This window comes from Kribbella sp. (assembly GCF_035687465.1).
GTDB lineage: Bacteria > Actinomycetota > Actinomycetes > Propionibacteriales > Kribbellaceae > Kribbella.
The window spans coordinates 1-6,769 of record NZ_DASRXP010000172.1 but is presented as its reverse complement, the minus strand read 5'-3'; the positions used below and the strand labels follow the sequence as shown (position 1 = coordinate 6,769).

Annotated in this window: 5 protein-coding genes and 1 pseudogene; 4 read left to right on the top strand and 2 right to left on the bottom strand. The window is 67.7% G+C overall.

All coding sequences use genetic code 11. The features are described from left to right. The coding region (trhA, locus tag VFG33_RS08855) for a PAQR family membrane homeostasis protein TrhA (protein WP_325024328.1) at positions 1–561 on the bottom strand (561 nt) is incomplete at its 3' end. A gap of 236 nt (positions 562–797) precedes the next feature. Here trhA and VFG33_RS08850 point away from each other — a divergent pair. From VFG33_RS08850 to VFG33_RS08840, 3 genes are all read left to right on the top strand, one after another. Further along, positions 798–1,577, top strand: a complete 780-nt coding sequence (locus tag VFG33_RS08850; protein WP_325024325.1) for an isoprenyl transferase — start codon at positions 798–800, stop codon at positions 1,575–1,577. Positions 1,578–3,029: 1,452 nt separating this feature from the next. After that, the gene (gene phoH2, locus VFG33_RS08845) at positions 3,030–4,367 is read left to right on the top strand and encodes an RNA 5'-3' helicase PhoH2 (RefSeq protein WP_325024323.1); all 1,338 of its coding nucleotides are present in this window, start codon (positions 3,030–3,032) and stop codon (positions 4,365–4,367) included. A gap of 179 nt (positions 4,368–4,546) precedes the next feature. Continuing rightward, positions 4,547–5,245 carry an aggregation-promoting factor C-terminal-like domain-containing protein gene (locus tag VFG33_RS08840; protein ID WP_325024321.1) on the top strand — a complete coding sequence of 233 codons (699 nt, stop codon included), beginning with the start codon at positions 4,547–4,549 and terminating at the stop codon, positions 5,243–5,245. Between the two features lie 52 nt (positions 5,246–5,297). On the opposite strand, the gene VFG33_RS08835 is transcribed toward VFG33_RS08840, so the two are convergent. Continuing rightward, entirely contained in the window at positions 5,298–6,173 is an 876-nt protein-coding gene (locus VFG33_RS08835; protein WP_325024319.1) for a putative endonuclease domain-containing protein, read from the bottom strand. A 379-nt stretch (positions 6,174–6,552) separates the two neighbouring features. Here VFG33_RS08835 and VFG33_RS08830 point away from each other — a divergent pair. Continuing rightward, positions 6,553–6,769, top strand: a pseudogene (locus VFG33_RS08830) (hypothetical protein); the annotation flags it as partial.

The following is a 6,769-nucleotide window of genomic DNA, read 5'->3' as shown; positions in this document are numbered from 1 at the left end:
CGAGTAGAGGCCGCCGCCGATGGCCAGCAGCGTGACCACGGACGCGCCACCGAGGTGGTAGAAGTCGCCCATCCAGAAGATCGCCACCCAGCCCAGCGCCAGGTAGATCGGCGTGTAGAGCCAGCGGGGCGCGTGCACCCAGAAGATCCGGAACAGGATGCCCAGCAGGGCGCCGCCCCAGACCATGCTGAGCAGCAGGATCCGGTCGTCGCCGCGCAGCAGCACCATTCCCAGCGGGGTGTAGGTGCCGGCGATCAGCAGGAAGATGTTGCTGTGGTCCAGCCGGCGCAGGACGGCCTCGCCGGTCGGGCCCCAGTAGAAGCGGTGGTAGAGCGCGGAGATGCCGAACAGCAGCATCGATCCGAGGGTGTAGACCGCGGCGGCCCAGCGGGCGCTCGCACTCGGCGCCAGGCAGATCAGCACGATGCCGGCGGCGGTGGCGAACGGGAACGTGCCCGCATGCAGCCAGCCGCGCAGTTTCGGCTTCAGCGGGCCGAGCTTGCCGGACAGTGTGTGACCCAGTTCGTGGGGCGGGGTGGTGGTCGCGGTCTTGGCCGTCATCGCCGTCCTCTCGAGCGTTGGGCAGTCACCTCCGCAACCGTAACCTACGGAACCGTAGGTTTAGATGGTCCGGAAGGATGAAATCTTGCACACATCCCGTGAGAAGACAGCGCCCTGCGGAGTGTCTGATGCGCGAACTCCTCCGAAAGTTCGATGTCCGTTCTCGCGGTCCAACGACGATGGATGTCGGCTAGCCTCAGTGAGGCATATCAAACGGTCGAGGAGCTCATCTGCCCATGCGGACACCTGGCAAACAACGCCTGCGCGGCGCGGTGTACGGACTCTACGAGCGCCGGCTGGCGCGCTCCCTGTCGCCGGACCGAATGCCGCGGCACATCGGCGTGATCATCGACGGCAACCGGCGCTGGGCTCGGGCCACCGGCGATCCGGTGTCGCGCGGTCATGAGGCCGGCGCGAACAAGATCACCGAGTTCCTCGGCTGGTGCGACGAGGTCGGCGTCAAGGTGGTCACCGTCTGGATGCTGTCCACCGACAATCTGAGCCGGCCGGCCGAGGAACTGGAGCCGCTGCTGCGGATCATCGAGCAGACGGTCGAGGAGCTGACCTCGATCGGCCGCTGGCGGATCCACCCGGTGGGCGCGCTCGACCTGCTGCCCGGGGCCACCGCCGAGGTGTTGAAGGGCGCCGAGGCCGCGACCCAGAACGTGGACGGCATGCTCGTCAACGTGGCAGTCGGGTACGGCGGCCGCCGCGAACTGGCCGACGCGGTCCGCTCGTTGCTGCTCGAGGAGGCCGCCAAGGGCATCTCGATCGAGGAACTGGCCGAGCGGGTCGACGTCGAGCACATCGCCGAACACCTGTACACGAAGGGCCAGCCGGATCCCGACCTCGTCATCCGGACCTCGGGGGAGCAGCGGCTGGGCGGGTTCCTGCTGTGGCAGAGCGCGCTGAGCGAGTTCTACTTCTGCGAGGCGCTCTGGCCGGACTTCCGGCACGTGGACTTCCTCCGCGCGATCCGGAACTACGCCCAGCGCGAGCGCCGCTTCGGGACCTGAGTACTGCGCTCTCCGCGGGACCACGGCCGCACCGGCGGCACGTAGTACGGCGTCGTAGGTAGTAGGCGTAGGTAGCCGCACCCAGTGCGGCGCCCCAGACCACCCAGAGTGTGCCGGGCATCGCCAGTCCCCACTCGGAGCCGGCGTTGTCGCCTGGCAGGCGGATGTTCATCAGGCCGGCCGGCATCAGCACCACAGCGACGATCGAGGCCGGCACGATCGCCCGTGACGGCGGGATCCGCTGCCCTGCCTTGAACCAGATCCAGCGCGGGTAGACCTCGCCCCAGCGATGCACCAGGCCGTGGGTGAGGATGCTGCCGCCGACCCCGAGCAGCGCCATCCCCAGCCCGATCTCGAGCATGCCGGGCGTGTCTTCCATCATCTGCTGGAACTCGTCGGTGATGCCGAGCGGCCAGCCGAAGTACCAGGCCACCCGGGTGAACTCGTACGGCACGTTCGACATCACTGCGATCAGGACGGCCCAGCGGCCCCAGCGCAGTGCTGCAGCTGGGGTGGTCCACGCTGCGTGCTCGTGCTCGTCGCGGCCGCAGGAAACACAGGCCTTCCGGGCCCTGCGGTGGTAGGCGACCGCTGTAGCGGCCCAGAGCAGGCCGCCGAGGAACATCAGCAGCAGGTTCGCCCGGTGCCAGTACAGGATGTCGCCGACGCCGCCCTGCTCACCCGGTACGCCGGTGAACGTGAACAGGAGGATCGCGGGGGACAGTGCAACCATCGCCAACGGGGTGTAGTCGGGGATCACCAGTGCGAGAGCGACCGCCATGGTCACCGCGTAGGTCTGGAGAACCCAGCTTCGCTGTGTGCGCCTGGTCATCACCAGGGCGACCACGCTGCCCGTCAGGCCGAGGACGGCCATCAGCGGGGCGACAACGCCTACTGGCGCCCCCTCCAGCAGGGACGCGGTGGCTCTGTCGTCCTCCACCTTCGCGAACGGGTAACCAGCTCCGCCCGCTGCCCAGTAGAGCCCCAGTACGCCGTACGCGAGGGACCAGATCGCCGCTGCATATCCGGACCAGGCCGGCCAGTTCTTCCGCATGGAAACAGAGTCGGCCGGTTACCCGCAGTACCGGCTCACCCGGCTGGGTGAACGTCGTCCCCCGGGGAGGGGAAAGGTGTAACACGCCGTTAACCCCGGGGACGGGCGTGTCGGGCTGCGGCGTTTCCACCGGCGACCTACTCTCCTAAGTGACGGTCGGAGGGGAAGCCGGCTGTCCGGGAGGCCCGATCAGATGAGACTTGACTGCTCGCCGGTAGCCCCATGAGGGGCCGAACGGAGTGCCCGAGACCCTCGGTCTCATTCTCGCTGGTTTCCGGGTACGCGCGTGCGGCGTACCGGTGGGGGTCTGCACCAGATCTCCGGGCCAGTTCCCGGTCCATCACCTAACACTGGTGGGCCGGGCGTGGTGCACGTCGCGGCCCGAGAGGACGTGCGACATGGCTGCCACCCACGCCAAGGCGTCAAACACCTCATCCACGCCGGACCAGCGCACTTTCGTGCTGGACACCTCCGTGCTCCTGTCAGATCCGCGGGCGATGCTGCGGTTCGACGAGCACGAGGTGGTCATCCCGGTGGTCGTCATCACCGAACTGGAGGCAAAACGGCATCACCCAGAGCTCGGCTACTTCGCTCGGACCGCCTTGAGGCTGATGGACGAGCTCCGGATCCAGCACGGACGATTGGACGCACCCCTGCCAGTGGGGGAGAAGGGTGGCACCATCCGGGTCGAGCTGAATCACACCGACCCGGAGACCTTACCGGCCGGTTTCCGGCTCGGTGACAACGACAGCCGGATCCTCGCGGTGGCGTGCAACTTCAAGGCCGAGGGCCGTGACGTCACGCTGGTCTCGAAGGACCTGCCGATGCGGGTGAAGGCGTCGGCCTGCGGGCTGATGGCCGAGGAGTACCGGGCCGAGCAGTTGACGCTGGAGTCCGGCTGGACCGGGATGAGCGAGCTCGAGGTCGAGACGCAGGACGTCGACGCCCTGTACGAGGACGGCGTACTGGAACTGCCGGAGGCGGGGGAGTTCCCCACCCACACCGGTCTGGTCCTGCTGTCGGAGCGGGGTAGCGCGCTCGGGCGGGTGATGCCGGACAAGCGGATCCGGCTGGTCCGCGGCGACCGCGAGGCGTTCGGCATCCGCGGCCGGTCCGCCGAGCAGCGGGTCGCCCTCGATCTGCTGCTGGACCCGGACGTCGGGATCGTCTCGCTCGGCGGCCGCGCCGGGACCGGTAAGTCGGCGCTCGCGCTGTGCGCCGGGCTGGAGGCCGTGATGGAGCGGCGGCAGCACAAGAAGGTGGTGGTGTTCCGGCCGTTGTTCGCGGTCGGCGGCCAGGAACTGGGGTACCTGCCCGGTTCGGAGTCGGAGAAGATGCAGCCCTGGGCCCAGGCGGTCTACGACACGCTGGGCGCGCTCACGAGTGCCGACGTGATCGACGAGGTGATGGACCGCGGCATGCTCGAGGTGTTGCCGCTGACCCACATCCGCGGTCGCTCACTGCACGACGCGTTCGTGATCGTGGACGAGGCCCAGTCGCTGGAGCGCAACGTGCTGCTCACCGTGCTGTCCCGGGTCGGCGCCAACTCGCGGGTGGTCCTCACCCACGACGTGGCGCAGCGCGACAACCTCCGGGTCGGCCGGCACGACGGTGTGGTCGCGGTGGTGGAGAAGCTGAAGGGGCACCCGCTGTTCGCCCACGTGACGCTGACCCGGTCGGAGCGTTCGCCGATCGCCGCGCTGGTGACGGAGATGCTGGAGGACCTGCAGCTCTGACTCACTGACTGTGCTGTGTCTGATTTCCGTTAAAGGACTGTAAGACTTCCGAGCTACCCGGTGCGGCCACAAGCCATGTGGCCGCACCGTACCTTGTGACCTGCTTGTGATCACGGTCTGTTTAGGCCAGAGTATGTTCCTGTTGCAGCCGACGGGGGTCGGGTATCTCGGAAGGACAGATGAAAGCGAAGCGCTCCCTCGCGGTCCTCGCAGTCGTTGGGATCGTGGTTGTCTCCATCGTCGCCAGTATCGATCTCTTCACCTCCCCCGGCAGCAGCGCCGCGTCCGCCCCTGTCTCCGGCCGGGCTGAGCTCGCCGTCCTGAACAGCGAGAAGGCGCGCGAGGCGAAGTCGCCCTCCCCCAAGCCGCTGAGCGCAGCCGAGCAAGCCGCGGAAGTGGTCCGCCTGCGCAACCAGATCGAGGCGGTCGAAGCCGAGCGCAAGCAGGCCCAGGACCAGGCCTGGTTGTTGCGCAAGGCGAAGAACGCCGCGCTGGCCCGCTACCAGGCTCTGCAGAAGACCAACGAGGACTCGCGCCAGGAGCGCGCCAGCCGGGACGCCGCCCGCAAGGAACTCGAGGGCACCCCGAAGGAGATCGCGCTCAACCTGCTCGACAACCACGGCTGGTCCGAGGATCAGTTCTCCTGCCTGGACAAGCTGTGGACCAAGGAGTCCCGCTGGAAGGTGACCGCGGACAACCCCGGTTCCAGCGCCTACGGCATCCCCCAGGCGCTCCCCGGCAACCGCATGGCGGCGTACGGCTCCGACTGGCGCACCAACCCCGTCACCCAGATCAAGTGGGGCCTCGACTACATCGAAGACCGCCACGGTTCCCCCTGCGGCGCCTGGTCCCACTCCAAAGCCAAAGGCTGGTACTAGCCGCTCTTGTCTTGCCGCTTACGTCCGAAGCGGCGTGGGGCCTGCCCCACGGTCATTCGGACGTAAGGTGTTGCGCCGAGGTCCAGCCCTGGGCGCGTAGTAGGCGGATGACCTGGTGCATGAAGAGTTCCGGGTCAGTGTGCAGGCCTAGCACCGGGATGCGGAGCACGTGGTCGCGGTCAATTGTCAGTTCGTTCTGCCGTACTGCGTCGGCGAGTGCGCGGTCTGCTTCCTGGTGATGGACACCCTCGATCTCGACGATCACGTCGTATTCCGCCCACTCGACGTCGAGGAAGGCGATGCCGTCCGAAGTCACTCGACGGCACTGCCTGTCAGGTTCTGGAAGGCCGTATTGCCGGCACAGGCGGAGGAAGTCGATCTCGCCGGTCGATTGGGCTCCGCCGGCGACCTCCCTGACCACCTGCAGCAATAGCCTGCGCCTCCGATGTCGGCGCACCTGGTCCAGCGCATCGGACAGTTCGGCCGGTGTCGTCAGCCGTTGTTGAACAGCCATCGCGAGGATCAGCGAGGCTTGCTTGTCGCTAACGGCCCAGAGCGCGGCCCTGATCGCCGCCGTTGCCGGACGAACCCGCGGTGGTTCGAGCGGCAGGAGGTCACCGGCCGCCCGGCGTCGTGTCTCGTGGACGACAATCCCACGCGGGCGCCGAGGCCGGGCGGACTTCGGGGTCGAGATGTGAATCGCACTCTCGAAACCCTTCAACCCGGCAGCATGCAGGGCGGTGACGCCGTCGAGGGCGGCGCCGGCGCCCACCTCGAAGATCGCCGACCACCAGTTGCCGAGTTCTGGCAGCTCACCCGTCCTGAGCGCCAACGATTGCCGACCCTTGATCACCCAGCGTCGTGCCCGTACCTGCGCGTCCACCTGCCAGCGCTCCCAGCCCGCGGCGTACAGCTGTGGACGCGACACGACGCCGCCTTGCCTGGCGGCGAGGTCAGTCGCCTGGAGTCGCCGGGTCTCTCGAACGCTCGCCTTGGTGCACGTCTGACACCGGCCACACCAGTTTCCGCGTCGGCATCTTCTCGCCGACTTCGTCTTCTCATTCACCACCCAGAAGATGCAGGCCATCCGCGCCTTTCGCCGCCGAACCTTTGCCCCTGTGGAGAACCCGGCCTTACGTCCGAAGAGGTGAGGGGCAGGCCCCTCGCCTCTTCGGACGTAAGGGGTTTGGGGGAGGATGGGGAGGGTGGATGAGGTGGCGGTGGGTGGGGGTGGGCGGGGGGAGGTGGTGTTGCGTAGGCGGGTGGGGGATGGGGCGTTGGAGTTGCGGGTCAATGGGGTGTTTGTGATGGATGACCTGGAGACTTCGAGCGAGGAGTTGCTGGCGTTGGCGGCGCTGGAGGTTGTTGGGGAACCTTCGCGGCTGTTGGTGGGTGGGTTGGGGTTGGGGTTCACCGTGCGGGCGCTGTTGCGGGACGAGAGGGTGCGCGAGGTGCTGGTTGCGGAGATCGAGCCGGATCTCGTGCAGTGGATGCGGGACGGGTTGTTGCCGTCGGTGCTGGACG